Genomic DNA, 26013 nt, shown 5'->3' with positions numbered 1-26013 from the left:
ACTCATTAAGAGTCTTTATAGACTTATTTTCCTTACACATTAGACTTTTCTTTCTCCCAGAAAAACTCACCCGATTGAGAAATAAACTCTCCAACAGAATCTAACACTAAATCAGCAAGTGGTTCTAATGTTGGACGGTCTCCCGTACCAGATAGCACCCCAATTGCATAGCAATCGCCATTTTTAGCTAAATGTAAATCAGTTGGCGTATCTCCAACAACCGCAACCTCACATGATTCTAAATTAAATTTCTCACAAAACACTTCTATAATCTTTTTATCTGGTTTTTGCGCAAGGAATGTATCCGAGGCTATAATATAATCAAAAAAGTTCTCCAACTTATATTGTTTTAAAAATAATTCTGTTGGTGCGAAATCATCCGCCGTGACAACCCCTAATATAAATCCTTTATCTTTTAATGCCTGTAACACTTTCGGTAAATCCGCTGTCATTTTCATATGCGAACGATGCTCATACATAAGGGAAAATAACTTCTCACTTACCCACTGATGCATCTCTTCTTCTCTAGCAGACTCAATATAATTACAAAGCCCCTTCGCTACATCAAGGCTTGTTCCAGCAGCTATTGCACTCCTCGGATTAACAAATGCTCCCTCTACACCAATCTCTTCTAATAAGGTCTGCCCTATTGTACTTGGTAAATGATATAAACTTATACATTCAGCTACAAGTTCTTCAGCTACTTTTATCCAAATTGAATGAAAATCCATTAATGTCCCATCTTTATCAAATAGTATTGCTTTTACCTTCTCCATAGCATCCTACCTCTCGTTTCTTATCTCCTCCAGTGTATCAATAAAATATGGATGTAAAATAAAAGAATTGTAAAAATACCATAAAAATCAAACTAACTCCCAATTTACAATTCATTTTAACAAAGTAAAAGAGGATGCCTTTACAGGGCATCCTCTTGATGTTCAGGAACAAATAGTTCTAAACAATGATATATATTTTCGAATTCCATCGGTGCATCTCCACCGTACTCACCATCTAAATTAATCATTAGTTTATCTGGTGAATGTACTTTAATTCGGTTCGCTTGTGTGTATAACACCTTTGGATTGTTAATATGTTCACCACGTTGTGCTTGTGTTGCTGCTTTAATCAAATCAGCGATAGAACCTTTTTTCAGTACTAATAGATCAAATAACCCATCGTTAATAGATGCATACGGTGCTACCTTTTCAAATCCACCTACTGAACGAGTATTCGTAATTAAAAACATTGTAATTTCTTCTTGTAGTAATTTTCCATCATACTCAATTTCAACATATGTTGGATGTAATGATGGTAACATCTCGATACCTTTTAGGTAATAAGCAAGTTGTCCTAATACTGTCTTTAACTTACTCGGTACCTCGTATGTTAATTCTGTAATACGACCGCCACCAGCGATGTTAATAAAATATGTATCGTTCGCTCTACCAAGGTCTAATGGCACTGTTTTTCCTTCGCAAATAATATCTGCTGCCTCTTCAATAGAACGAGGTACACCAATCGCACGTGCAAAGTCATTTGTCGTTCCAACTGGAATAATTCCAAATTTCGGATGGAATTCATGCCCAACTAAACCGTTTACTACTTCATTTAACGTACCGTCGCCACCAGCCGCAATAACAACATCAAACTTACGATCCGCAGCTTGCCTCGCCGCCACAGTAGCGTCTCCAGGACCCGTTGTCGCATGACAAGATGTCTCATAGCCAGCTTGTTCTAATTTTTGTAATACTTCTGGTAAGCTCTTCTTAAATAGCTCACGCCCAGAAGTAGGATTATAAATAATTCTTGCTCGCTTCATCATTTATTAGCACAGGAAATTTCTTTATGTATCGAAAAAGAACATACTGAACTTCTATTCAGTATTCCCATGCCTACCTCCTCTCATCTTGCTATCCTTCTTTTATCCCGCTCAAACAGGCAGTAAGAACCCGATTCGTGTAGTCCATCAAAAGTAAATATTCATTTCAATGGTTTTTTTATTTGACCCAAAAATTTATCCCGCTATTTGCGGGCAGTAAATGCCCGATTGGTGAGGGCTAATAATCAGTGTTAGATGAACCTCCTACTGATTAAAGTTTCACTTTATTTCTATCCATTCTTCCATAAAAATTTACATATAACGAATAATAACTATCTATTATTTCATGAGATGAAAAAAACCTCTATGTTTAGATTTATCATTATTCCCACCTTTTTGCAACTATCATACCATAGTTGCTATACAAACATTTTTCCACTTTTGACAGTTAATCAAACGTTTGTTTAAACGATTTTGTCTCATTTAAACAAACGTTTGATTAACCTAGAAAAACACCCATGTACGGGTGTTTTTCTGCTTAATCTTTAAAAGTCACTACTATTATCGCTTATTAATCTCTTCAAGTAAGATTTTGTTAACAAGCGGTGGATTTGCTTGTCCTTTTGTAGCTTTCATAATTTGACCAACTAAGAAGCCAATTGCACGGTCTTTACCGTTTTTAAAGTCTTCGATAGATTGCTCATTATTATCAAGAATTTCTGTTACAACTTTACGAAGTGTACCCTCGTCAGAAATTTGAACAAGACCTTTCGCTTTAACGATTTCTTCTGGGTCTCCACCTTTTTCAATTAATTCATTAAATACTTTCTTCGCGATTTTAGAAGAAATTGTACCCTTTTCAATTAATTGAACCATTTTAGATAAACCAGCAGGCGTTAATGCAACGTCTTTTAATTCTTTTTGTTGTTTGTTTAAGTATGCAAGTACTTCACCCATTAACCAGTTCGATGTTAATTTCGCATCAGCACCGTCTGCAACAGTTGCTTCAAAGAAATCAGACATCTCTTTCGTTAATGTTAACACGTGTGCATCATAAGCTGGCAAGCCTAGTTCTGCAACGTAGCGAGCTTTACGTGCATCTGGAAGTTCTGGAATAGAAGCTCGAACTGCTTCTTTCCACTCATCATCGATGTAAAGTTCAACTAAGTCTGGCTCCGGGAAGTAACGGTAATCGTCAGATCCTTCTTTCACACGCATTAAGATTGTTTTCTTCGTTGCTTCATCATAACGACGTGTTTCTTGTTGGATGATGCCACCAGATAACAATTCTTTTTCTTGGCGCACTTGCTCATGCTCAAGACCTTTTTGTACGTAAGTGAATGAGTTTAAGTTTTTCAGTTCCGCTTTTGTACCGAACTTTTCTTGTCCAACTGGACGAAGAGAAATGTTCGCATCACAACGCAAGGAACCTTCTTCCATCTTACAATCAGATACACCAGTGTATTGAATGATTGATTTTAACTTCTCTAAGTATGCATATGCTTCTTCTGGCGTACGCATATCTGGCTCAGATACGATCTCGATTAAAGGCATACCTTGACGGTTGTAGTCTACTAATGAACCATCAGCTGTATGCGTTGATTTACCAGCATCTTCTTCTAAATGAAGACGTGTAATACCGATACGTTTCTTTTTACCGTCTACTTCGATTTCAATCCAACCATTTTCACCAATTGGCTTATCAAATTGAGAGATTTGGTAAGCTTTCGGGTTATCTGGATAGAAATAGTTTTTACGGTCAAACTTCGTTTCCGTTGCGATTTCACAGTTTAATGCCATTGCAGCTTTCATTGCAAAGTTAACTGCTTCTTTATTTAAAGTAGGAAGTACCCCTGGGTATCCTAAGTCAATTACACTTGTTTGTGTATTTGGCTCCGCTCCGAATTCTGTTGGACTCGCAGAGAAAATTTTCGAATTTGTTTTTAACTCAACGTGAACCTCTAAACCAATAATTGTTTCTAAATTCATCTATGCTCGCCTCCTTACAGACTTGCTTTTTTTGTATGATAGTCTGTTGCTTGCTCAAACGCATGTGCAACGCGGTAAATTGTCGCTTCATCGAAGTGTTTACCAATAATTTGTAGACCAAGTGGCATGTTGTTAGCACCGAATCCACATGGAACTGAAATCGCTGGAACACCCGCTAAGTTTACTGGGATTGTTAAAATGTCATTTGCATACATTGTCATTGGATCGTCAACTTTTTCTCCCACTTTAAATGCCGGAGTTGGTGTTGTTGGTCCAATAATAACATCATAGTTAGCAAATACATTTTCAAAGTCGTTCTTAATTAATGTACGTACTTGTTGTGCTTTTTTGTAATATGCATCATAGTAACCAGAGCTAAGAGCAAATGTACCAAGCATAATACGACGTTTAACTTCATCACCGAAACCTTCACTACGTGTGTTTTTGTAAAGGTCTAATAAGTTATTTACATTATCAGAACGAACACCGTAACGCACGCCATCAAAGCGTGAAAGGTTAGCAGATGCTTCAGAAGAAGATAGTAAGTAATACGTTGCTAGAGCGTATTTAGAGTGTGGAAGAGATACTTCCTCCCAAGTTGCGCCCATACCTTCTAATACTTTTAAAGCAGCTAGTACTGACTCACGAGCTTCTTCGCCAACACCTTCGCCTAAGTATTCTTTCGGTACAGCAATGCGTAAACCTTTAACATCGCCTGTTAAACCAGCTAAATAGTTTCCAACTTCAACGTTTGCAGAAGTTGCATCCATGCGGTCAATACCTGAAATAGCTTGTAATAAGTATGCATTGTCTTCTACTGTACGTGTAATCGGTCCGATTTGGTCTAGTGAAGATGCGAATGCTACTAATCCGTAACGAGATACGCGTCCGTAAGTTGGTTTTAAACCTACAACACCGCAATATGCAGCTGGCTGACGGATAGAACCACCCGTATCAGAACCTAGAGAGAATAGTACTTCTCCTGCTGCTACAGCTGCTGCAGAACCACCACTAGATCCGCCTGGAACGTAATCTAAGTTCCATGGGTTTTTCGTAGCGTAGAATCCTGAGTTTTCATTTGAAGAACCCATTGCGAACTCGTCCATGTTTAATTTACCGATTGTAATTGTGTCAGCAGCTTTTAGCTTTTGCACAACTGTCGCATCATAAATTGGATCGAAGTTTGCTAACATTTTGCTCGCACAAGTTGTACGAAGACCGTTAGTTACAATGTTATCTTTTACACCAATTGGCATACCGAATAATAAACCATTATCTTCAGCGCCGATTTTTGCATCTAATTCTTTCGCTTTTGCGCGTGCATTTTCTTCATCTAATGTAAGAAAAGCTTTTACGTTATCTTCAACATCCGCAATACGTTTGTAAGATTCTTCTACTAAATCCGTAACGGAAATTTCTTTGTTGTTTAACTTCTTATGTAACTCTGATACTGAATGATCAAATAATGACATCGAAATTCCCCTCCTCTATTCTAATACTGCTGGAACACGGATTTGATTATCTTTGTGATCCGGTGCATTTTTTAATACTTCTTCGACTGGTAAACCTTTTTCTGGTACATCTTCACGCATAACATTTTTCATAGTTAATACATGAGTTGTTGGTTTTACATCTGTTGTATCTAATTCATTTAACTGTTCTGCAAATGTAACAATTGCATCTAGTTGTTTTTGAAATTTTTCTGCTTCTTGATCAGTAATTGCAAGACGTGCTAAATGTGCTACGTGCTTTACATTCTCAACGGAAATTCTTGACACGGCTAGGCCACCTCCATAATATATCGTTCAATCTACAATACTATTGATGATACCAAATTTTCAGTACTTCAAGCAAGTCAACACAGAGTACTTACGCCATTTTTACATAAAAAAAGAAAGGCAAATGCCTTTCTTTACAATTTACTCTTTATCTAACGGTTTATTTTTCGGAAATCTCTCGTTATCTTCTTCATTATCACGAATTGTTTTTTGTAATACAAAACAAGACATCGTTAAAAATAATGTTCCAATTAAATAGTATCCTTTTACACTAAGCGTTTCATCTAACGTATAAATCCCAATTAGCATACCTGAAAGCGCACAAACAAATGAAGTCCATGCTAAAAACGTGAACGCTTGCGTATTACGTCTTCTCATCGTTCTCCCCCTCGTTAGCTGTATACCCATTATAGATAAGTATATTTACCATGATGGATTTTTATGTAAATTCTAGTTTTATATTTATAAATCTATCATAAAAGAATACTATTTTAAAGAAAGTTTTCTGCCTAATCTGAAAAAACAATCTAAACAATTGGTTTTTCAGATTACCTTACTGTTCGCTAGCTACTTTCATTCATAAAAAAAGACCAGGAAAACTCCTGGTCCATTACTCTACTTAACAAACATTGGATTCTACGTTATACAAAATTGGAAGGTACAGAATTAGGGTTCGTTTGTTAAGTTTATATGTTGAACGAACTAACAGCGGAGGGGTTCCTTCTGTTAGTCCATTAAACTCAATCATTATTTTACGATTTTTTCAAGCTCCTCAAGTGAAAGATCAACTGAAATTGAACCATCATTTGTTTCTTTCTTAATTGCATCTGTTACTTCTTTTGAATGGTATAGTTCAATTACTTTTTTCAGTGTTGGATCATCTTTATCTTTCGTACGAGCTGCGAAAATATTAATATAAGGCTTCGCATTTTCATTCTTTGGATCTTCTAAGAAAATAGGATCCTTCGCTGGATCTAATCCAGCTTGACCAGCAACACCGTTATTAATAACTGATGCCGCTACATCTTTTAACACACGAGGTGTTTGCTGTGCGATAACCGGCGTGATTTTTAACTTCTTCGGATTTTCAGCAATGCCGCTTGGATCTCCAAATAAGCCAAAATCTTTTTTAAGCTTTAATACTCCAGCTGCATCAAGAAGTTTTAATGCACGTGCTTGGTTCGTTGGATCGTTTGGAATTGCAATTTCTGAACCATCTGGAATTTCATTTGCCTTCTTATATTTTTCAGAGTATAAACCCATTGGCGCAATTTGTGTTGTACCAACAGCTGTAATATCTAACTTATGCTCTTTTTTAAATTGCTCTAAGAAAGCAATATGCTGAAATGAGTTTAATTCAATATCTCCATCAGCTAAAGCTTTATTTGGAGTTGTATAATCAGAGAACTCCACCAGTTTAATCTTAATCCCTTCTTTTTCAGCTTTTTTCTTCAAAATTTCCCAAGCGTCTCCATCCGTTCCAGTTACACCGACGCGAACTACTTTTTCTTTCGCTCCTGCACCCGTGTCTCCACTTGAGCAGCCACTTAATGCTGAGACTCCTACAATCGCTGATAATGCAAATGCTAAAATTTTCTTCATTTTCTTTTCCTCTCTTCCTTTTTATGATCTACGTAACAAGACTTTCGCAAAGTAGTTTCCTAAATTTTGAGCTATCTGTACGAGAATAATAAGTAAAACAACCGTTACAAACATAACTGATGTATCAAAACGTTGATAACCATATGTCATTGCCAAGTCACCAAGACCGCCACCACCGACAAGCCCAGCAACTGCAGAAAATTCAATTAAACCAACTGTCATAAATGTGACACCTAAGATTAATGGTGCTAACGCTTCTGGTACAAGGATTTCAAAAACAATTCTAATTGGCGAGGCGCCCATTGCTTGCGCTGCTTCAATTACTCCTTTCGGAACGGAAACAAGATTTGTTTCAACCATTCTAGCAATACCAATTGATGCGACTAACGTCATCGGGAAAATTGCTGCTGCTGTTCCAATCGTCGTTCCAATAACGCTTCTCGTTAGTGGACTTAAAGCTACTAAAAAGATAATGAATGGTACCGGACGAATTGTATTAATTATGATGTTAAGAATAGAAAAGACCCATTTATTTTCTAAAAAGTTTCCTTTTCTCGTTACATATAAAAGTAAACCTAGAGGTATACCAAGAATTGTAGCGAATATAAGGGTTACAATTACCATTAAGAGGGTATCCCCCGTCGCATCTAGTATGCGCGGCCAAAATATACTCCAATCAACTCGCATGAGCTTCTACCTCCTTCAGCTGCACTTGCAGTCTTAGATGTTGTAATGCTTTTTGAATTTCCCTCTGCTCACCTTGCAATTCTACAAGCAGATTTCCAAATAGCACATTTTGAAGTTCAATAATATTTCCGTACAGTACATTTACATCGACGTTATAGTTTTTTGCGATATATGATAGTACCGGCTGTCCTGTCTCCTCACCAGTAAATGTTAGACGATAAATTTGACCACCATTTTGAATTTTCGCTAGAACACTTTCTGGTAAATGATCATTAATAACAGAACGTACAAAGTTTTGAGTCGTCTTTGTTTTTGGTTGCGTGAAAACATCGAACAGTTTTCCTTCTTCAATAACTTTTCCCTTCTCCATTACAGCTACACGGTGACAAATTTCTTTCACAACATGCATTTCATGTGTAATAAGAAGGATTGTTAAATTGTATTCTCGATTTACTTTCTTTAATAAGTTTAGAATTTCTGTCGTCGTTTCTGGATCTAAGGCTGATGTTGCCTCATCACATATAAGAATATCTGGCGATGTCGCAAGTGCTCTAGCAATACCAACACGTTGTTTTTGTCCCCCTGATAGCTGTTCTGGATAATAGTTTGCTTTATCTTCTAACCCTACAAACTTCAGCAGTTCATTCACTCGTTCCTTTATCTCGTTCTTTGGCAATTTCGCTAACTTTAATGGATAAGCAATATTCCCAAACACTGTTCTTGAATTAAATAAATTAAAGCTTTGAAAAATCATTCCGATTCTTTGTCTTAGTTTGCGCAATTCTTTCGTCGATAATGATGTAATATCTTTATCATCTATTGCAATCGTTCCTGACGTTGGTCTCTCTAACATATTTACTAAGCGTAATAATGTACTCTTTCCAGCGCCACTAAAACCGATAATGCCAAAAATTTCGCCTTTCTCAACTGATAATGTTACATCCTCCACCGCATGAACAGATCGCCCAGCTGATTCATACACTTTACTTACATTGTTAAAAGAAATCATTTTTTCCCCTCCTATATGCTGTAAAAACTTGAAGTAGAGCTTTCGAGGTAAAATAAAAAGTGCTCTCCTTCTTATCAACCATAAAGATAAGAAGGAGAGCACTTATATGTACTCGTTCACATCTTCTCATCTTCCAAGCCTTTATATGGCTTGCTGGAGTTAGCACGGTATTAAAAAACCCGTTGCTGAGGTATCGTAGGGCCAGTCCCTCCACCTCTCTGGATAAGAATGTATCGATTTAATTGTCATTTAATTAATTCTCATTATAGAACTCAGAATAATAAGAGTCAATACATTTTTTAGAAAAATATTAATTATTCCTTTATTAAAATTTTCAGATGAAAATTCATGAGAAAATAGTAACTTTCAAGGTTATTTAAAATTCTTCTTCCTCATATTTTTAAACAGGAGAATCCTCTCTACGAATTGAATAAATTTATTTGAATATGAAACTCGGAGGCAGATAAATATATGAAAACAGCTCTTTTACTCGTCGATATTCAAAACGATTATTTTCCAAATGGAAAGATGGAATTGCGTAATCCAGTAGAAGCAAGCGAATATGCTAATCAGTTATTACAACACTTTAGAACAAACAGCGAACCTATTTTTCATATCCAACACGTAGCTATAAAAGATGACGCTACTTTTTTCCTACCTAATACAGAAGGTGTACATATTCACGAAAGCGTACGTCCACTTAGAGAAGAAACAGTTATAGTCAAACATTATCCAAATAGCTTCCGAGAAACTAATCTTCTAGAGCAATTACAGCGTTTAGACATTGAACATGTCGTCGTATGCGGGATGATGACTCATATGTGTATTGATGCTACAGTAAGGGCTGCATTCGATTTTGGATTTCAATGTACCGTTATACATGATGCTTGTGCTACAAAAGACCTTTCTTTTAAGAATGCTACTATACCAGCTGTTTATATTCATAATACAATTTTAGCAAGTTTGAATAATATATATGCGGAAATACTTAGCACAAAAGAGTTTGTCCAACGAAAAAAATCCTTTTGAAAATTCAAAAGGATTTTTTTCGACTATATTATATTTACCATCTATTCATGCCCTATTTTGAGGAATTCATATCATACTTATAAAAATCTCACTAATTATTTACATTGATACATTATCATTTTTAATATCTTTTGATTGAGTCCAATTTCCCCATAAAAATTGAATATTACATGTACGAGAAGCTTCCTTAAAACTCATTCCTGTTAATGGATAACATGTGATTTTTATACTTGCAAAAATTATAATTGCTATCATTGTTATAACTGTAATTATTATGAAAGCAACTAATAACATCCAAATTGATTGTGCTGGCCAAATATTCAATCTATTCCCAATATATACAACTACTAAATTATGCATTAAATACACACCAAATGAAAAAGCAGATAAAATTTGTATCCACTTAAACATAAACGGATTCATTGAGTAATTTCTAAAATACTCTTTTACTAATAAGAAGATTGAACCTGAAAGCATTACTTCGAATACTCTAACGTATGCCTTAAAATCCTCAGAGTATTCCCCTATTTTAACCGTTGCATACCAAGTACCCAATATAATTAAAAGTGTATCTATAACGATTATGGATAGTAACAACCTTTTGGATACCTTCTTCTCATATGTCATTAAATAATAACCTATGAGGAAATACCCTATATATCCGCCTAAAAAGTTCATATCAAAATTAGGATACAACGTAAATATTGGTTTTAATTCATTTGGAACTAGTACTGCAATTGTTGGCAATAGCGAACTTACTATAAACCAAAGAATTAACATGTACTTTATAAGCTCTTTACTTAAAGCATCTACCATTTTCTTCAAAAGAGGAGAAAGAATATACAAAGGAATAATGGCATACATAAACCAAAGATGTACTGTCGCTGCTTGATTCGGTATGTATAAAATACTCTTAATAACATTTGTTATTTGTATCGGCCTTGGCGTAAAGTATAACACAGCAATAGTTGACCATATAATAAATGGCACAATTAATTTTGGCAAACGTTCTGTATAAGTTATTTTAAGTGATTCCGTTTTACTACTCCTCATTAACATCGCACCAGAAATCATAAAGAAGATAGGTACACTTGTACTAAATACAGTTGTCAGTGCATTCGTTATATGCCAAGTACCCGAACCGATATTCCCCCGTAAACTTCCTGCAGCAGTATGAAGAAACACTACCGCAAACATCGAAAATACACGTAGTACGTCAACATATTCAACATAATTCTTTTTATTCATCTAACAATCATCCCTTCCCACATAACATTTCCCCTCACCATTTTTGTCTTTTCCAAAAGTACAAATCTATTATGCCAGAATATAATCAATATTAAAATAATAACTGAAACTTAAAATCTCGATATTCGATTATAAAACCACTTAGTATACTATACAAAATCCTAAAAATAAATTCAATTTTTTTCTTATATATTTAATATTTTCCAAATCAACTACTTAAATAGAGAGTTTTTCTTCTATCTAATTATTGAACATTCCGAAATCAAAACTCTTAATCTATGTCAATAAAAAAACACTCCTTTCAGTGAGCAAAACCGAAAGGAGTGTTCCTTGTCGAACCATAGATTTTCTTTCAAATTGTATTATACAGGAAATTCTCAAAATGAATACTAAAAAATATGACTAATACGTCAACTTTTCTCATTATTTTATTTCTGTTTACATGTTTATCCCGCTATTAATAGGTTTTAGCTCATTCTCTTCGAACGACGGTAATATATGGGGTTTCAATTTTAAAAGGAGCTCTTCACACTTTGTGAAGAGCTCCTCTACTATTTCTTATAAAGTTTCAGAAGTAGTTTTTGCTTGCATGTGAAGTGCTAAGTAATCAGGTCCACCAGCTTTAGAGTCTGTACCAGACATGTTAAAGCCACCGAATGGTTGGTAACCTACGATTGCACCAGTACATCCACGGTTGAAGTATAAGTTACCAACGTGGAAGTCTTCACGTGCTTTTTCAATATGGTCACGGTTGTTAGTAATAACAGCACCTGTTAAACCGTATTCCGTATTGTTTGCAATTGCAAGTGCATGATCGAAGTCTTTTGCTTTACAGAATGCTACTACTGGTCCGAAGATTTCTTCTTTCATTAAGCGAGCATCTTCTGCAACATCAGCAACGATTGTTGGCTGGATGAACCAGCCTTTAGAATCGTCTCCTTCTCCACCTGCTAAGATTCTACCTTCTTCTTTACCAATTGCAACATAGCTCATTACTTTATCGAATGCAGCTTGGTCATTAACAGGACCCATGTTTGTACCTAATACTGCTGGGTTAGCAACTGTTAATTCTTTTGTTAATTCAACAGCACGATTTAATACGTGATCGTATACATCTTCGTGGATTACTGCACGAGAACATGCAGAACATTTTTGTCCTGAGAATCCGAATGCTGATGCAACGATAGACTTAGCTGCTAATTCAAGATCTGCTTCTTTATCAACAACGATTGTATCTTTACCGCCCATTTCAGCGATAACGCGTTTTAACCAAATTTGGCCTGGGTTTACTTTCGCTGCACGCTCATAGATACGGATACCTACATCACGAGATCCCGTGAAGCTTACGAAACGTGTACGAGGATGATCTACTAAGTAGTCACCAACTTCAGAACCATTACCTGGAACGAAGTTTACTACGCCAGCTGGTAAGCCAGCTTCTTCTAATACTTCCATAAATTTCGCTGCTACTACAGGAGTTGTACTAGCTGGTTTTAGTAATACTGTGTTACCAGAAACTAAAGCAGCTGTTGTCATACCTGCCATAATTGCGAATGGGAAGTTCCAAGGAGAAATGATAACACCTACTCCTAATGGAATGTAAGAGAAACGATTATATTCAATTGGACGGCTTTCTACTGGAATACCGTCTTTTAATTTTAACATTTGACGACCATAATATTCCATAAAGTCGATTGCTTCTGCTGTATCAGCATCTGCCTCATTCCATGGCTTACCTGCTTCTTTTACAAGAATAGCAGAGAATTCATGTTTTCTGCGACGAACGATTGCTGCAGCACGGAATAAAATGTCTGCACGCATTTCTGGCTTTGATTTTCTCCAAGTTTGGAATGTTTCATCCGCTACTTGCATTGCTTTTTCAGCTAACTCACGGCTTGCTTTTGAAACACGACCAACAAGTTCCTCTTTATTTGCAGGGTTTACAGAAACAATTTTGTCTTCTGTAGTAATTTTTTCTCCCCCAATAATTAATGGATAGTCTTGTCCAAGATAAGATTCTACTTTCTTTAAACCTTCTTCAAACGCTAATTTGTTAGCCTCCACTGAAAAATCTGTAAATGGCTCATGTTTGTATGCTACTACCATTTTTTTTAGCCTCCCCTTAGAAAAACGTTTACATTTTACAACATTATTCTACACGATAATTTAGATTTATTCAAATATTCCTAGACTTATATTTTAAAAATTAATAAATTTTTAAAATATAATAAAAAAAAGAGATTCATACATGCGTATGAATCTACAAAATATGAGTATATTCCAAAACATTTTTCCCGATCAATAATATAGTAACTAATAAAAATAAAGTCCTTACATATCCAACGCCTTTTTGAACCGCAAACTTCGATCCCAAATAAGCACCTAAGATCATTGATAATCCCATGATAATACCGTATTCAAAATGAATTATATCTAAAAATAAAAAAGTAATTAAAGATACAATATTACTAACAAAGTTCAAAAGTTTTCCAGATGCTGCCGCTTGAATAAAATCCAAACCAATTAATAAAAATGCAAAAATTAAAAATGACCCTGTCCCTGGTCCAAAAAATCCATCATAAAATCCTATCATTAAAATAACAAAGAAAAATATTAATGTTTTTCTTTGCGTCATCTTCTTATAGGTAGACACACTTCCCCAATTCTTTTTTGCAATAATATAAATAGCAATAAATACCAACATTACAAGTACTAATGGGCGTAAAATATCCGATGGAATAAATTTTACTACTAAAGCACCCGCAACAGCTCCAACAATAGTTAACGGGATTAACTTTCCTACAATTTTAAAATCAACTTTTCCTGATCGAATGAAATACATCGCACTCGTAAACGTCCCCATTGTTGCTGCTAATTTATTCGTTGCAATTGCCGAAGCTGGCGATAAGCCAACAAACATAAGCGCAGGAAGCGAAATTAACCCTCCTCCTCCAACAACGGAATCAATAAAAGCTGCTAAAAAACCGAATGCAATTAATAAAATAATGACTTGAAAACTTAATTCTCCCATGAACTTTACCCCTTACCCCTATTATTTACAACATTTTAAATTATAACAAAATTACATAAGAAAAAAAGCTGTTCCATAGAGGAACAGCCTTCATATTTAATCTAAAATTTTCACAAGTGGTTCATCTTGTTTTGCTTCACGTATAATAATAGCTTCTGGGCGTTCTACAGATTTAATCGTTACTTGTACTTTCATATAATTCGGGAAGTATTCCATAACAAGCCCTGCCACATATTGTGTAAAACCAATTATTTCAGCTTTTCCATTAAACTGGACAGGAATATCAAGCTTCATTTCTCTTAATTCATCATCTCTATACATACCAGTACCAATAACAGCTGTATAGTCGCCTTGGAAATAATCGCTTAGTTTTGCCTTAAAGTTGGATACTCTTGCAAGATCTTCACGTTTATTATCTGTTTTCGCTTGCTCTGATGGGAACAAATAGTATTTCTCATTAATTTGTTTCCAATCTTCAACCGTTTCACTACCTTTTTCTACATTTGCATAAGAAACAAAGTTACCTGGTACGAGCGAAGACTTTGGAGATTGGCGATAAATCGCAAATGTTATCGGAATATTTTTTGTATCAGGTTGTTTTTGATGTATAACTTTCAAAATTTCTTGCGCCATTTTTTTCCCTTCAGCTAACATCTTTTCATCCGGGATTGCAGCTTCACGTGGATAACCATGCTCTTCGTTAAAATATTGAACAGAATTCATTGCTAATCCAACTACCATACCAACACGTTCCTCGCTGTTATCGCCTTTTTTCACATAATAATCATGCTCTAAAATATTTGAAATATATATTGGATTTTTTTTATTTTTCACTTCTAGTGATTCGGATCCCGTTCCTAACGCAGGGTTTAATCCTATATTAGGAAATTTAACTGCATCTTTTTTTAATTTGTCCTCTAGTTCCTTTTGTTCAGCATCTGTACGTTTTCTTTTAACAAGCATCTGTATCACTTGAGTATCTAGAGCACTTCCGCCTTTTAAAAAATTATCTTTCGTATTAAATGATTCTTTTGCAATTCGCATTAATCCTGTTTCAAATTCATCTATATCAAGACGACTATTTAGCCCTTGCACCACTAAACCACGTGCATTTCCACCATCAAATGGAATAGTCGTCTTATAATATTCATCCGAAATAGCGTATTTTGGAACAACTGATTGTTCTTTTGCTTTCCCCGATTTCTCAGCCACTTTTTCATCTTTGTCGGCACCTGCACTACACCCACTTACAATTAGGCCCAGGCTTAATATCGCTAATGCTATTTTTTTCATGGTAAGTTTGCACCTCTTACTTATTTAGCTCTTGTAAGAACCTCTCTTCATTCCAAACCTCAACATTATGTTTCTCCGCTTGTGCTAATTTCGAACCAGCTGCTTCACCTGCAACAACCAAATCCGTACTCTTACTAACACTTCCTGTTACTTTTCCACCTAATGCCTCAATCTTCTTCTTCGCTTCACTTCGTCCCATAACTTCTAGCTTACCTGTTAAAACAACCGTTTTTCCTGCGAAGTAAGATTCAACATTTTGTAAATCTGCAATTTTTATACCTTTGTATGTCATATTCACGCCATACTCTTTAAACTGCTGTAATAATTCTAATACATCTTCATTATCAAAATATGTCACAACAGATTGAGCCATTTTTTCGCCAATTTCATTAATTGCTTTTAGTTCTTCTTCTGTTGCTTTTACAAGCTCATCCATCGTTTCAAAGTGCTCTGCAAATGTACGTGCTGCTTTCGCTCCAACGTGGCGAATTCCAAGACCAAATAATAATCGCTCTAACGAGTTTTCTTTAGAATTTTCAATTGCTTGTATTAAGTTTGTTGCTGATTTTTCACCAAAACGTTCTAACTGTAATAATTGCTCTTTCGTCAATGCATATAAATCAGCAAATGTACGAATATAATCTGCATCAAAGAGTTGTGTAATGACACGTTCTCCAAGTCCATCAATATTCATCGCATTTCTTGAAACGAAATGGATTAATCCCTCTCGAATTTGAGCTGGACAAGTCGGATTTATACATCGAAGTGCTACTTCTTCTTCTAAACGAACAAGTTCACTCTCACATGCTGGACAATGCGTTGGCATACGGTATTCTTCTTCTTCACCAGTACGCTTATCAAAAATAACGTTCACAACTTCAGGAATAATATCTCCAGCCTTCTTCACAACAACGTAGTCACCAATTCGAATGTCTTTTTCACGAATCAAATCTTCGTTATGTAAAGAAGCACGGCGAACAATCGTACCAGCAACTCTCACTGGCTCTAGCTCTGCAGTCGGCGTTACAACCCCTGTTCGGCCAACACTTAATTCAATGCCTGTTAGTCTCGTTACAACTTCTTCAGCTGGGAATTTATAAGCAATCGCCCATCGTGGACTCTTCGCTGTAGTTCCTAGACTTTCTTGAAGAGCAACATCATCTACTTTTATAACGATTCCATCAATCTCATAATCAAGATGCGGACGTTTTTCTTGCCATTCTTCTACATAAGCTATAACCTCTTCGATTGTTTCACATGTACGGCGATTTGGATTTGTCTTAAATCCGAGTTCACCTAAGAAATCAAGCGATTCACTGTGCGATGGAATTGTTTTTTCTTCTACATTCGCAAGACCGTACACAAACATAGATAAGTTACGCTTCGCTGCAATTTTCGGATCAAGTTGACGTATTGAACCTGCTGCTGCATTACGCGGATTCGCAAATACATCTTCTCCATTTTGCTCTTTTTCTTCATTTAGTTTAACGAATGAACGCTTCGGCATATAAGCTTCGCCTCGTGCTTCTAACGTTACTTCTTCATTTAAACGAAGTGGGATAGCTTTAATCGTTTTTAAATTTTGAGTAATATCTTCACCCGTTACACCATCACCACGTGTCGCCCCTTGAATAAAGCGTCCTTTTTCATAATGAAGCGAAACGGCAAGCCCGTCAATTTTTAATTCACATATATATCTTACATTCGCACCATCAATTCCTTGACATACTCTTCTGTCGAAATCACGCAAATCCCCTTCGTTAAATGCATTCCCTAAACTTAACATTGGTGACTTATGTGTTACTTTTTCAAATATATCAAGAATAGTTCCCCCAACGCGAACGGAGGGAGAATCTTCACTCATAAACTCTGGGTTCTCTGCTTCTAATTTTATAAGCTCCTGCATATCACGGTCATATTCCGCATCAGAAACAGAAGGATTGTCTAATACGTGATATTGATAATTAAATGTATTTAACAAATCACGCAGTTCTTCTATACGTTTTTTTGCTATCTCTTTTGACATATCCTCATTCCTTTCTATTGTTTCGTCACAGGTGCAAATTTTGCTAACAAACGTTTAACACCAATCGGGCTTGGGAACGCAATATCTAATTCTTTTGCATCACCTTCACCTTTTACACTTACAACTGTACCGATTCCCCATTTTTGGTGGGAAGCTTTATCGCCTACTGCCCAGCCAATTTGCTCACCGCCTGTCGTCTTAGCTGCTGGACGCGCGAAAGCTGAACGAGAGCGTGTTGTGGTTGTCGTTGTCATTTTACTGCTACTTGCTGTTCTGCCTTTTGCACCAAACGAATTTTCACGCTTCGGCGCTGTTTCATTTAATGATTCCACTAGTTCTGCCGGGATTTCTGTAATGAAGCGAGACGCAGCATTCATACTTGTTCTACCAAATAAAGTACGCATTTGCGCATTAGATAAATATAACTCTTCTTCTGCACGAGTAATACCTACATAAGCAAGACGACGTTCTTCTTGCATTTCATCCTCTTCCATAAGAGAACGAGTATGAGGGAATATCCCTTCCTCTAAACCAACAATAAAGACAACCGGGAACTCTAATCCTTTTGCTGAGTGCATCGTCATTAAAATAACTTCTTCACCAGCAGTTGGGTCTTCATCTACACGATCAATATCAGCAACAAGTGCTAAATCTGTTAAGAATGCAACAAGGCTCTTATCTTCACTTTGAGATTCAAATGTTTGCGTAACAGATAAGAATTCGTCTAAGTTTTCTAAACGACCTTCCGCTTCTAAAGAACGCTCATTTTTCAACATATCGCGATAGCCTGTTTTTTCAATAACTTCTTCTACTAATTCTGTAACAGATAAATACTCTTGCATATTTACCCAGTTGTGTAATAAACTTGCGAATTCTTTTACTGCCTTTGTAATTTTTGCACTTACTCCAACATGCTCAATCTCATCAAATACAGCAGTTAATGAAATTCCGTTTTGCACACCATAATTAATAATTTTATCGATAGAAGTCGCACCAATACCACGCTTTGGCATGTTAATAATACGTGCAAAACTAATTTCATCATCTGGATTACCGATTAAACGTAAGTACGCCAAAATATCTTTAATCTCTTTACGGTCGTAGAACTTAGTTCCCCCGACAATTTTGTAAGGAATGTTAGATTTAAGGAAAATCTCCTCGACCATACGAGACTGAGCATTTGTACGATATAGCACTGCAAAATCAGTGTATTTTCGTTTCCCCATTTGAAGATCGTCACGAATTTTTTTCGCAACAAAATATGCTTCGTCCTTTTCAGTTGCGGCACGATAATACGAGATTTTACTTCCAACTTGATTGTCTGTCCATAATTTCTTCGGTTTACGATTCGTATTTTTTTCAATAACAGCATTCGCTGCATTTAAAATATTTTGTGACGAACGATAGTTTTGTTCTAACAAAATTACCTGTGCATTCTCATAGTCTTTTTCAAATGACAAAATGTTAGAAATATCTGCACCACGCCAGCGATAAATAGACTGGTCAGAGTCACCTACAACGCAAAGATTTTTAAAACGTGCTGCCAAATGTTTAACAAGAAGATATTGCGCTTTGTTCGTATCTTGATACTCATCAACATGAATATATTGGAACTTACGCTGATAAAACTCTAATACTTCTGGAACACGTTCAAATAGCTGAATCGTCGTCATAATTAAATCATCAAAGTCTAATGAATTATTTTTCAAAAGACGTTTTTGATACTCTGTGTATACATCGCTCGTTAATTTTTCATATGGATCAGCCATTGTAATTTTTTTTGCATATTTATCCGCAGATAACAGTTCATTTTTTGCATTACTAATACCCGCTAAAATAGAGCGCGGCTCAAATTTCTTCGGATCAATATTGCGCTCTTTCATAATTTTTTTGACTACAGTTAGCTGATCACCTGAATCTAAGATTGTAAAGTTACGATTAATACCAATACGATCGATATCGCGTCGTAAAATACGTACACACATAGAGTGGAACGTCGAAATCCAAATATCTTCTGCTTCTGGTCCCACAAGTTTATCAATACGCTCGCGCATTTCACGAGCTGCTTTATTTGTGAAGGTAATAGCTAGTACATTCCATGGTGCTACACCTTTTTCACCAAGCAAATACGCAATACGGTGTGTTAACACGCGTGTCTTACCACTACCTGCACCTGCCATTAGTAGAAGTGGTCCATTCGTTGTTTGTACTGCTTTTTGTTGCTGTGGATTTAAACCGTTTAATAACTTATCTGTCATACTCATATACGCCTGCACCTACTCTCCTTTTACTGCTTTAACTGTTTTTAACGCCGATTTTATATCATCATAAATAATATTTCCAACAACTACTGTATCAGCATATTGCGCCATTTCTTTCGCCTGTTCTGCATTAGAAATACCACCGCCATAATATAACTTGGCTTGTTTCAATTCTGCTTTTACATTTTTAACAAGTTCAACATCTCCATACGTACCGCTATATTCTAAATAAAATATCGGTAAATGTAATAACTTGTCTGCTAAACGCGCATATGCAATAACGTCATCTTCTGTTAAATCACATTTCGCATCTGTAAGCTGGGCTACTTTCGCTTCGGGATTTAAAACACAATACCCTTCCATAAAAATTTCGTCCCAGTCCATAATATCCCCAAATTCTTTCAATGCCTCATGATGAACACCTGTTACCCATTCTACTTTTCGGCTATTTAAAACACTTGGGATGTAATAAAAATCAAATCCTGGTGTAATTGCTTCTACATCAGAAACCTCTAATACACAAGGAACTGCATATCTACGAATGCTAACTAGCATGTGTAATACGTTATCAATTGTAACTCCATCACTTCCGCCTACAATAACAGCATCCGTTCCAGACTCACAAATCATTTCTAAATATTCATCGCTTAACTCCTTATTTGGATCAAGCTTAAATACATGTTTCCATCCGGAAATATCGTACATGAAAACACCCTTCCTTTTCTCTAGTTATATCTATAGTTCTGTTTAAAATAACAGTTAGTTTTTATCTTGATTTTTTAAAATAGCTATTAAATATTTTTCAAAAAGAAGGATTTAATTTCACCTTCTTTTTATGCATTCTTTCATTATAACAAAAAAAGCTACTGACACACACGCCGAATCCAACATCTTTTTCAACGTCAAATGTTGGATTACATATCCCAAAAATCACACGGGATACTAATAAGAGAAGTAGTATTTACTATTTCAATTTTCATAAAAAGGAGTGTTTTTCTAATGAAGCAAAACATCGGGACAATAAACGCTCTAATTCGAATTACACTTGGGCTTGTCCTCTTCGGATGTAGTGCAACTAAACTTGTACGCAAGCCGTGGTGCACTTGGTCTAACATTTTTCTATGGATTGGTGCAATGAAAGTTGCAGAGGGAATTGTTCGCTTCTGCCCTATTGTTGAAGCGTGGAAATTTGGAAAATACATGAATATGGGCGCATTTAAAATGCCTGGCATGAATTTTACTGAAAAAGGACATGCTAAAGAAGAAGTGAATCAAACTTCCGCTCATGACAAGCCAAAGTCAAAGGGAAGTTATGACGCTTCTGACAAAGAGATTGAGTCAGCGATTGAAGAAATAATCCTGGCAAAACCGCTTTGAATCATTTGTCACGATGCAAGATGCTCTCAAAGGGACTTAGCTGCTGCAGTGGGCGGTTAAGTCTTCTTTATTTTACCATAAAACAGAACGTATATTCTTATTTCTAACTTTAAAATGTACATAAAAGATATCAATCAATAAATTTCAGAAAATTAGGTGCATACCCCTTGCTTAAAATGATATAAAAGTGATATCATTTTTATATCAGGAGGCGATCATATGAAAGAAAAACAAGTATTTTATGTAAATGGTTTTCTCGGTATTATTGGAATTTTGATTTTAGCTGCTATCGGTATATTTTTCCTTGCACAAGAAATTTTCGTAGGAGCAGCACTAACTATTATATTAGCCGCGATTCTCGCTACAGGTATCGGTATTGTTCAACCGAATCAAGCGAAAGTTATTACGTTCTTTGGTAATTATTTAGGAACAATTCGTCAAAATGGTTTATTTTTAACAATTCCATTCGCATTCCGTCAAACTGTCTCATTACGTGTTGAAAACTTTAATAGTAAGAAATTAAAAGTAAACGATGTTGAGGGAAATCCGATTGAAATTGCAGCTGTTATTGTATATAAAGTAGTTGATTCTGCAAAAGCAATGTTCGGTGTTGAACATTACGATCGATTTGTAGAAATTCAAAGTGAAACAGCAATCCGCCACGTCGCAACAAAATATCCTTATGACAATTTCCAAGATGAAACTTGCATTACGTTACGCGGGAATACTGAAGAAATCTCTGAAGAATTAAAGCGTGAGTTAGAAGCGCGCCTTGAAATCGCAGGCGTAGAAGTATTAGAAACTCGTTTAACACATTTAGCTTATGCAACAGAAATTGCCCATGCGATGCTACAACGTCAACAAGCAAAAGCGGTATTAGCTGCTAGAAAAGAGATTGTTGAAGGTGCTGTGAAGATGGCGAAGGATTCAATCCATATGTTAGATGAGGAAGGCGTACTTGAATTAGATGACGAGCGTAAAGCGAATATGGTAAACAACCTATTAGTTGCCATCGTTTCAGATAAAGGTGCGCAACCAGTTATTAATACAGGAAGCCTATACTAAGGGCTATAAGTAATTATGGCTAAAAAGAAAAGCTTTCCATTACGTATTGATCCTGAATTACACGCAGTCATCGAAAAATGGGCAAATGATGAGTTTCGTAGCGTCAATGCACACATCGAGTATTTACTTCGAGAAATGGCAAAGCAAAAAGGAAAATTGAAGAAAGATAAAGATGCATGAACAAACAGCCCACTGAATTTTCAGCGGGCTGTTTTTATACAAAGCAAGTCATCAATAAACTTGCTTAACGCTGCTGTTCTCACACTATCTTTCCGATAAATAAAATAAGTCGGAATAAACCTGTTTTCATGTACTAACGGTGTATGAATAAGTTCTTTATGGCTATCAAATTGCTCTGCTACTTCACGTGGTAACATAGACACCCCAAGTCCAGCTTTTACGCATCCAATAATACCGTCTAAAGAATTTAATTCCATTATTTTTTTTGGAACAATCCCTTCAGATAGTAACCATTCTTCTAAAACTTTTCTATAAAAACAACCTGATTGAAAAACGATAAAAGACTGCGATTCCGAATATCCGTTATCCCACAAAACATTCCGCTTTGAAAGTAACATCATTTCCTCTTGGAATACTTCTATCTTTTCTAAAGCTGGATCAGCTATACAATCAGCTACAAATGCCCCCTCTATTTCATATAAGAGTACCTTCTTCGTTAATTCTTCCGTATTGTGCGTTTGCAACATAATTTCCACTTCTGGATAGCGCATATGATAATTAGCTAAAATCGTGGGCAATCTAACAGCTGCTGCTGTTTCCATCGCTCCAATTTTCAATACTCCTCCAGGCTCCGCTGTATGTTTTACTTGCCTTTTTGATTCATTTAATAATTGAATCATTTTTTCAGCGTATGTTAACAACTTTTCTCCGGCTGGTGTTAATGTAACTCCATCTCGATGCCTATAAAATAATTGTGTTTCATATTCAGCTTCTAGCCGTTTTATTTTTGCTGTTATGTTTGATTGAACAAAATTCAACCGAATAGCTGCTCTTGAAATACTTTTCTCCTGCGCGACCATATAAAAAGCTACAAAATCTTGTAAGTTCATTCGTTCATATCCCTTCGTTCATATCATTAATTTTGATATTACATATAAAAAATCAGTATTTTACGCCCCATATATATTCCTCTATCATATATATTAGAAGATATTTCAAGAAGGGAGATTATATGAAAGAAACAAAAACATGGAAAATGATTATAGCTGGGATATGTTCTTTAATAGCTGTCATGGGTATTAGTCGGTTCGCCTACACACCGATTATTTCTTTTATGGAAAAGCAAGCCCATATAGAAGATGACCTCGCTGGATATTTAGCGTCCAGTAATTATCTTGGTTATTTACTTGGGGCATTCTTTATTGGATTCATTACGATAAAAAATCGTGAAAAAATATTACACCACTGTTTATTCTTCAATGTTCTTTCAACTCTTTGTATGGGCTTAACCTCTTATATCTTTTTATGGTTTCCCCTTCGCTTTATCGGTGGTTTCACAAGTGCAATTGTATTTGTTCTTGCCTCTAGTATTGTTTTAGATTATTTATTTCAAAGTAATAAAGTCATGCTAGGTGGCATGATTTATAGCGGTGTTGGAATTGGCATTATTTTCTCTGGAAGTTTCGCACCTTTATTCAACTCAATTTGGAATTGGCAAGGTGCATGGATTGGGTTAGGAATTATTAGTTTTAGTTTAGCTATCCTTGTATGGAAATGGTTAAGAGAGGACAGTAGACATACTATACAGCAACCAAAAAGTACTATACAAGCTACATCTCATAGAAAAAACTATTTATTTTGGCTTATTTTAGCTTACGGATTCGAAGGGTTTGGCTATATCATTACAGGGACCTTCCTTGTCACCATTGTAGAAAGAATTACACTATCACCCTTCTATGCATCTTGTAGCTGGATTATTGTCGGTATTGCTGTCATCCCATCTAGTTACATTTGGTCCACTGTTGCTCGGAAGTACGGACCAACACGAGCTCTTACATCCGCCTATATGTTACAAATTATAAGTTTACTTTCTCTACTCCTTATTCCAAACCTTTTTGGGGCATTTCTAAGTGCATTCCTTCTAGGTGCTACATTCGTCGGAATTACAATTTTAACAACTACAGAAGCAAAACGAATAAGACCGAATGAAAGTAATAAAATCATTGGTTATACGACAGGTGTTTATGGGATTGGCCAAATTATCGGTCCAATCTTTACAGGTATTATTGCAGAGCAAATGCAAAGTTTTTCCCTCCCACTCCTTGTCGCTGCTCTTACGTTAATCATCTCAATACTGCTATTATTAATTGGAGAAATAAGATGTAAGCAGGTAGAGAAAAAGTGTATATAGATACAAATAGTTTAAAATCTCTTGAAAAGATTCAACGTACTATACTCTATTTCCTATAAAAAAAGAAGCTAACATATGTTAGCTTCGCGTAATCTCATGCCCAATCGCACGATATCCTATATCACTACGATAAAATAAGCCATCGCTTTCAATCTTTGCGATTTCTTTATACACTCTATCTTTCGCTTCTTGTAAGTCTTTCGCTTTATAAGCAATAAATAGTACACGGCCACCATTTGTTACAAAATCCCCATGTTTCATCGCTGTACCTGAATGAAAGACAATAGCATCTTCTAAACGATCTAACCCTGTAATAATTTCACCTTTTTTATACGCTTCTGGATATCCTTTTGAAGCAAGTACAACACCAATTACTGCTTCCTCTGACCACTCTAACACTAACTCACTTTCATCTAATACAGCGTTACATACATCAACTAAATCATTTTCTAAGCGAGGTAATACAACTTCTGTTTCAGGATCACCAAAGCGTGCATTAAATTCAATTACCTTTGGACCATCATTTGTCAAAATAAGCCCTGCATATAAAATCCCTGTAAACGATCGATTTTCTTGGAGCATCGCTTGAGCAGTTGGATGTAATACGGTTTGAATCGCTTCTTGGACTGCTGATTCTGGAATTTGTGGTACTGGAGAATATGCACCCATTCCGCCTGTATTTGGGCCTTTATCAGCATCAAAAGCTCGTTTATGGTCCTGAGCGATTACCATCGGATGTACAGTTGTTCCATTTACAAATGCCATTAATGAAAATTCTTGTCCATCTAAAAACTCTTCAATAACAACCTTCTTACTTGCCGCGCCGAACTTTACATCTTGTAGCATTTCTTTCGCAGCTTGTAGTGCCTCTTCAAGTGTCATTGCTACTGTTACACCTTTACCAGCAGCTAGGCCATCAGCTTTAATAACGATTGGCGCACCAACTTTTTGAATGTATTGTACTGCTTCTTCATAATCTGTAAAAGTTTCATATGCCGCCGTTGGAATATCATACTTTTTCATCAATTCTTTCGTAAAAGCCTTACTACCTTCAATAACAGCAGCCGCCTTATTTGGACCAAATACACGAAGTCCCTCTTCTTTAAAACGATCAACAATTCCATTCATAAGCGGAATTTCTGGTCCAACGAAAGTTAATTCAACCTTATTCTCTTTAACAAATAAAACTAATGCATCAAAATCATTTTCATCAATATCAACTGGTGTTGCAACATCTCGCATACCTTCATTACCCGGTGCTACATACACCTTTTCCACCTTTTCAGATTGCGCAAACTTCCAAGCTAAAGCATGCTCACGCCCACCGCGGCCGATTACTAAAACATTCATATTTCATCCCCCGATACTTAAATAAGTACAAACTAGAAGCTATGCTGCTCCTAGTTTGTTTTTTCCACAATTGCTCTA

Annotated in this window: 23 protein-coding genes and 1 riboswitch; of the genes, 5 read left to right on the top strand and 18 right to left on the bottom strand. The window is 35.9% G+C overall.

The genetic code is table 11. The annotated features are described in order from the left end of the window. Window positions 1–32 precede the first annotated feature (32 nt). The 9 genes from N2V79_RS01815 to N2V79_RS01775 all read right to left on the bottom strand — a co-directional run bounded on the left by N2V79_RS01815 (window position 33) and on the right by N2V79_RS01775 (window position 8884). Window positions 33–776 (bottom strand): HAD family hydrolase, encoded by a 744-nt coding sequence (locus N2V79_RS01815; protein ID WP_047792104.1) that lies wholly within the window; start codon window positions 774–776, stop codon window positions 33–35. Between the two features lie 140 nt (window positions 777–916). After that, entirely contained in the window at window positions 917–1822 is a 906-nt protein-coding gene (locus tag N2V79_RS01810; RefSeq protein WP_016078570.1) for a diacylglycerol kinase, read from the bottom strand. A 558-nt stretch (window positions 1823–2380) separates the two neighbouring features. Next, window positions 2381–3808, bottom strand: a complete 1428-nt coding sequence (gene gatB / locus N2V79_RS01805; protein ID WP_001047685.1) for an Asp-tRNA(Asn)/Glu-tRNA(Gln) amidotransferase subunit GatB — start codon at window positions 3806–3808, stop codon at window positions 2381–2383. Window positions 3809–3822: 14 nt separating this feature from the next. Continuing rightward, window positions 3823–5280, bottom strand: a complete 1458-nt coding sequence (gatA, locus tag N2V79_RS01800; RefSeq protein WP_000051441.1) for an Asp-tRNA(Asn)/Glu-tRNA(Gln) amidotransferase subunit GatA — start codon at window positions 5278–5280, stop codon at window positions 3823–3825. Window positions 5281–5295: 15 nt separating this feature from the next. Beyond that, the gene (gatC, locus tag N2V79_RS01795) at window positions 5296–5586 is read right to left on the bottom strand and encodes an Asp-tRNA(Asn)/Glu-tRNA(Gln) amidotransferase subunit GatC (protein WP_000086999.1); all 291 of its coding nucleotides are present in this window, start codon (window positions 5584–5586) and stop codon (window positions 5296–5298) included. 141 nt (window positions 5587–5727) lie between these two features. After that, on the bottom strand, window positions 5728–5964 hold the full coding sequence (locus tag N2V79_RS01790; RefSeq protein ID WP_001254393.1) for a YiaA/YiaB family inner membrane protein: 237 nt from the start codon (window positions 5962–5964) through the stop codon (window positions 5728–5730). 369 nt (window positions 5965–6333) lie between these two features. After that, window positions 6334–7188 carry a MetQ/NlpA family ABC transporter substrate-binding protein gene (locus N2V79_RS01785; RefSeq protein ID WP_016083725.1) on the bottom strand — a complete coding sequence of 285 codons (855 nt, stop codon included), beginning with the start codon at window positions 7186–7188 and terminating at the stop codon, window positions 6334–6336. Window positions 7189–7209: 21 nt separating this feature from the next. After that, window positions 7210–7875: a methionine ABC transporter permease gene (locus N2V79_RS01780; protein ID WP_001261865.1), complete on the bottom strand. Its 666-nt coding sequence runs from the start codon at window positions 7873–7875 to the stop codon at window positions 7210–7212. Next, a complete protein-coding gene (locus tag N2V79_RS01775) occupies window positions 7865–8884 on the bottom strand; it encodes a methionine ABC transporter ATP-binding protein (RefSeq protein WP_053565390.1) in 1020 nt (339 codons plus the stop codon). Before N2V79_RS01775 ends, N2V79_RS01780 begins: the two co-directional genes overlap by 11 nt. Before the next feature lie 123 nt (window positions 8885–9007). Then, a riboswitch (SAM riboswitch) is annotated at window positions 9008–9113 on the bottom strand. Window positions 9114–9355: 242 nt separating this feature from the next. Here N2V79_RS01775 and N2V79_RS01770 point away from each other — a divergent pair. After that, window positions 9356–9913 (top strand): cysteine hydrolase family protein, encoded by a 558-nt coding sequence (locus N2V79_RS01770; RefSeq protein WP_053565391.1) that lies wholly within the window; start codon window positions 9356–9358, stop codon window positions 9911–9913. 99 nt (window positions 9914–10012) lie between these two features. On the opposite strand, the gene N2V79_RS01765 is transcribed toward N2V79_RS01770, so the two are convergent. The 7 genes from N2V79_RS01765 to N2V79_RS01735 form a co-directional block, all read right to left on the bottom strand. Next, a complete protein-coding gene (locus N2V79_RS01765; protein ID WP_053565392.1) occupies window positions 10013–11161 on the bottom strand; it encodes an acyltransferase in 1149 nt (382 codons plus the stop codon). 558 nt (window positions 11162–11719) lie between these two features. Further along, window positions 11720–13267: an L-glutamate gamma-semialdehyde dehydrogenase gene (gene pruA / locus N2V79_RS01760; protein WP_000259555.1), complete on the bottom strand. Its 1548-nt coding sequence runs from the start codon at window positions 13265–13267 to the stop codon at window positions 11720–11722. A gap of 154 nt (window positions 13268–13421) precedes the next feature. Further along, window positions 13422–14192: a TSUP family transporter gene (locus tag N2V79_RS01755; RefSeq protein ID WP_340719535.1), complete on the bottom strand. Its 771-nt coding sequence runs from the start codon at window positions 14190–14192 to the stop codon at window positions 13422–13424. A 96-nt stretch (window positions 14193–14288) separates the two neighbouring features. Next, complete coding sequence (locus tag N2V79_RS01750; RefSeq protein ID WP_053565394.1) at window positions 14289–15485, bottom strand: CamS family sex pheromone protein; 1197 nt, start codon at window positions 15483–15485, stop codon at window positions 14289–14291. A gap of 16 nt (window positions 15486–15501) precedes the next feature. Then, window positions 15502–17511, bottom strand: a complete 2010-nt coding sequence (gene ligA / locus N2V79_RS01745; protein WP_023520911.1) for an NAD-dependent DNA ligase LigA — start codon at window positions 17509–17511, stop codon at window positions 15502–15504. 14 nt (window positions 17512–17525) lie between these two features. Then, window positions 17526–19775, bottom strand: coding sequence for a DNA helicase PcrA (gene pcrA, locus N2V79_RS01740; protein WP_002094226.1), 2250 nt, complete (start codon window positions 19773–19775; stop codon window positions 17526–17528). Between the two features lie 12 nt (window positions 19776–19787). Beyond that, entirely contained in the window at window positions 19788–20477 is a 690-nt protein-coding gene (locus N2V79_RS01735) for a heptaprenylglyceryl phosphate synthase (RefSeq protein ID WP_000272109.1), read from the bottom strand. 294 nt (window positions 20478–20771) lie between these two features. Between N2V79_RS01735 and N2V79_RS01730 the strand changes: the two genes are divergently transcribed. The 3 genes from N2V79_RS01730 to N2V79_RS01720 all read left to right on the top strand — a co-directional run bounded on the left by N2V79_RS01730 (window position 20772) and on the right by N2V79_RS01720 (window position 22394). Then, window positions 20772–21149, top strand: coding sequence for a YgaP family membrane protein (locus N2V79_RS01730; RefSeq protein WP_000812341.1), 378 nt, complete (start codon window positions 20772–20774; stop codon window positions 21147–21149). A 219-nt stretch (window positions 21150–21368) separates the two neighbouring features. Next, window positions 21369–22214, top strand: a complete 846-nt coding sequence (locus N2V79_RS01725; protein ID WP_053565395.1) for an SPFH domain-containing protein — start codon at window positions 21369–21371, stop codon at window positions 22212–22214. A 15-nt stretch (window positions 22215–22229) separates the two neighbouring features. Then, window positions 22230–22394 carry a toxin-antitoxin system HicB family antitoxin gene (locus tag N2V79_RS01720; RefSeq protein WP_001085171.1) on the top strand — a complete coding sequence of 55 codons (165 nt, stop codon included), beginning with the start codon at window positions 22230–22232 and terminating at the stop codon, window positions 22392–22394. A gap of 20 nt (window positions 22395–22414) precedes the next feature. Here N2V79_RS01720 and N2V79_RS01715 read toward each other — a convergent pair whose 3' ends face one another. After that, the gene (locus N2V79_RS01715) at window positions 22415–23284 is read right to left on the bottom strand and encodes a LysR family transcriptional regulator (protein ID WP_053565396.1); all 870 of its coding nucleotides are present in this window, start codon (window positions 23282–23284) and stop codon (window positions 22415–22417) included. A 122-nt stretch (window positions 23285–23406) separates the two neighbouring features. Here N2V79_RS01715 and N2V79_RS01710 point away from each other — a divergent pair, with 122 nt between their 5' ends. Further along, the gene (locus tag N2V79_RS01710) at window positions 23407–24585 is read left to right on the top strand and encodes a YbfB/YjiJ family MFS transporter (RefSeq protein ID WP_053565397.1); all 1179 of its coding nucleotides are present in this window, start codon (window positions 23407–23409) and stop codon (window positions 24583–24585) included. 78 nt (window positions 24586–24663) lie between these two features. On the opposite strand, the gene purD is transcribed toward N2V79_RS01710, so the two are convergent. After that, window positions 24664–25935 (bottom strand): phosphoribosylamine--glycine ligase, encoded by a 1272-nt coding sequence (purD, locus tag N2V79_RS01705; RefSeq protein WP_340719534.1) that lies wholly within the window; start codon window positions 25933–25935, stop codon window positions 24664–24666. Window positions 25936–26013: the final 78 nt, after the last annotated feature.

The sequence above is a fragment of the Bacillus sp. CH_70 genome, from assembly GCF_038007045.1.
Lineage (GTDB): Bacteria > Bacillota > Bacilli > Bacillales > Bacillaceae_G > Bacillus_A > Bacillus_A cereus.
Note: the sequence above shows the minus strand (reverse complement) of the source record. Positions and strands in the feature narration are given on the sequence as shown.

Coding starts and splice junctions, on each gene's coding strand:
- N2V79_RS01730 (WP_000812341.1), top strand. CDS start 20,772: ATGAAGCAAAACATCGGGACAATAAACGCTCTAATTCGAATTACACTT.
- N2V79_RS01775 (WP_053565390.1), bottom strand. CDS start 8,884: ATGATTTCTTTTAACAATGTAAGTAAAGTGTATGAATCAGCTGGGCGA.
- gatA (WP_000051441.1), bottom strand. CDS start 5,280: ATGTCATTATTTGATCATTCAGTATCAGAGTTACATAAGAAGTTAAAC.
- pcrA (WP_002094226.1), bottom strand. CDS start 19,775: ATGAGTATGACAGATAAGTTATTAAACGGTTTAAATCCACAGCAACAA.
- N2V79_RS01750 (WP_053565394.1), bottom strand. CDS start 15,485: ATGAAAAAAATAGCATTAGCGATATTAAGCCTGGGCCTAATTGTAAGT.
- N2V79_RS01755 (WP_340719535.1), bottom strand. CDS start 14,192: ATGGGAGAATTAAGTTTTCAAGTCATTATTTTATTAATTGCATTCGGT.
- N2V79_RS01810 (WP_016078570.1), bottom strand. CDS start 1,822: ATGATGAAGCGAGCAAGAATTATTTATAATCCTACTTCTGGGCGTGAG.
- N2V79_RS01710 (WP_053565397.1), top strand. CDS start 23,407: ATGAAAGAAACAAAAACATGGAAAATGATTATAGCTGGGATATGTTCT.
- N2V79_RS01770 (WP_053565391.1), top strand. CDS start 9,356: ATGAAAACAGCTCTTTTACTCGTCGATATTCAAAACGATTATTTTCCA.
- N2V79_RS01780 (WP_001261865.1), bottom strand. CDS start 7,875: ATGCGAGTTGATTGGAGTATATTTTGGCCGCGCATACTAGATGCGACG.
- ligA (WP_023520911.1), bottom strand. CDS start 17,511: ATGTCAAAAGAGATAGCAAAAAAACGTATAGAAGAACTGCGTGATTTG.
- N2V79_RS01815 (WP_047792104.1), bottom strand. CDS start 776: ATGGAGAAGGTAAAAGCAATACTATTTGATAAAGATGGGACATTAATG.
- N2V79_RS01785 (WP_016083725.1), bottom strand. CDS start 7,188: ATGAAGAAAATTTTAGCATTTGCATTATCAGCGATTGTAGGAGTCTCA.
- N2V79_RS01735 (WP_000272109.1), bottom strand. CDS start 20,477: ATGTACGATATTTCCGGATGGAAACATGTATTTAAGCTTGATCCAAAT.
- gatB (WP_001047685.1), bottom strand. CDS start 3,808: ATGAATTTAGAAACAATTATTGGTTTAGAGGTTCACGTTGAGTTAAAA.
- N2V79_RS01765 (WP_053565392.1), bottom strand. CDS start 11,161: ATGAATAAAAAGAATTATGTTGAATATGTTGACGTACTACGTGTATTT.
- N2V79_RS01715 (WP_053565396.1), bottom strand. CDS start 23,284: ATGAACTTACAAGATTTTGTAGCTTTTTATATGGTCGCGCAGGAGAAA.
- pruA (WP_000259555.1), bottom strand. CDS start 13,267: ATGGTAGTAGCATACAAACATGAGCCATTTACAGATTTTTCAGTGGAG.
- N2V79_RS01725 (WP_053565395.1), top strand. CDS start 21,369: ATGAAAGAAAAACAAGTATTTTATGTAAATGGTTTTCTCGGTATTATT.
- N2V79_RS01790 (WP_001254393.1), bottom strand. CDS start 5,964: ATGAGAAGACGTAATACGCAAGCGTTCACGTTTTTAGCATGGACTTCA.
- N2V79_RS01720 (WP_001085171.1), top strand. CDS start 22,230: ATGGCTAAAAAGAAAAGCTTTCCATTACGTATTGATCCTGAATTACAC.
- purD (WP_340719534.1), bottom strand. CDS start 25,935: ATGAATGTTTTAGTAATCGGCCGCGGTGGGCGTGAGCATGCTTTAGCT.